A 1,209-nucleotide genomic window follows, 5' to 3' on the forward strand; every position below is an offset into this window, starting at 1 on the left:
TCAGCGTATCGCCGGCGTCCAGAATCAGATTAACGACGTAGCGAAGGGCGCCTACTCCGGTGTCGCGGCTGCGACGGCGTTGACGATGATTCCTGATGCCGATGTGGGCAAAAGGCTGTCGTTCGGCATCGGTACCGCAACCTATAAGGGATATAAGGCTGTTGCATTCGGTGGTACCGCGCGCATTACCGAGAACATCAAGGTGAAGGCCGGCGCTGGGGTGAGTAGTGACGGTAGCCCAGTTGGCGCGGGTGCGTCCTATCAGTGGTAAGCGATTGACCGGGGAGGAGGTATTCCTCTCCGGCTTTTTTGCATCCGTACACGTTTTGATTTGATTTAAGCGGCTCATACAGGTCGTCATGGACGGCAAGCAGGAGCGACATCACAGTGGCGTCCATCATTCGCGATTTGATGGGCACCACTTTGTCACACTCGGAAAGAGAAGCCAGGTAGTCGAAAGATTGCCAGACCTACGATCTGAAGTTGTGTGAGCATATGGTGGTAGCGGCCTGCGAGCCGGGCGTATGCGCGCGACACTCAATGGTGTCTATCCGCGTGTCCTGAACTTGCGCTTCATGCCGTACACAAGCTTGAACGACGGTAGTTGCGGCCGGCGTGGGCAAACACGGGCGGTAACGGTCGGAGGGACGTACCATTCGCGTGACTGCAGTGACTGTCGCGCGCGACGGTGTCGGTCATATCTACGTGTGCTACCGGCGTGCGTGCACAAACCGGATACGAGCTTTAATGCGGGAAGGAATTAGATCTCAATGCCGTAGCTGATCGAGGAGTGTGATTTTCGTACCGTTTGATGGGTGTTCGGGTGACCAAACGCCCTTTTTCTGGTTTTCAGCGCGACATCGCGGTGCACTGCGTGCGTGGACGCGATGATCCAGTTTTGCGAGTGCATTGCTTGTAACTAAAGTTACCGTCAGGCAAAAACAAGGGATTTACAGATGGGAACGCAAGAAGAATTTGAACTGCACCGTGCACTATCACTCTTTGTGAGCCTGAATGAATCGAGCCAGAAGAGTTTTATCTCGGCGATAAACGCCTACCTGCTCGCTTCTGCAAAATCCCGACGACAGCTGGTTGAACAATGGAAATTTGAGCACGATCAGCAGCCCGCAGACTGAAGTTGCCCCGCGAAAACGGACACCTATCCTTTTGATCAGAAGGTGTCGAAATGGGCAGGAATCGTGGTTCTGT

General features: G+C 54.3%; 2 protein-coding genes. Both read left to right on the top strand.

Annotation, left to right across the window (positions count from 1 at the left end; all coding sequences use genetic code 11):
- On the top strand, positions 1-271 hold a 271-nt coding region (locus tag P3T23_RS47785; protein WP_429322969.1), incomplete at its 5' end, for a YadA C-terminal domain-containing protein.
- Positions 272-956: 685 nt separating this feature from the next.
- The gene (locus P3T23_RS47790; RefSeq protein ID WP_429322970.1) at positions 957-1,136 is read left to right on the top strand and encodes a hypothetical protein; all 180 of its coding nucleotides are present in this window, start codon (positions 957-959) and stop codon (positions 1,134-1,136) included.
- The last annotated feature ends 73 nt before the right edge of the window (positions 1,137-1,209 follow it).

Source organism: Paraburkholderia sp. GAS448 (assembly GCF_050435685.1).
GTDB lineage: Bacteria > Pseudomonadota > Gammaproteobacteria > Burkholderiales > Burkholderiaceae > Paraburkholderia.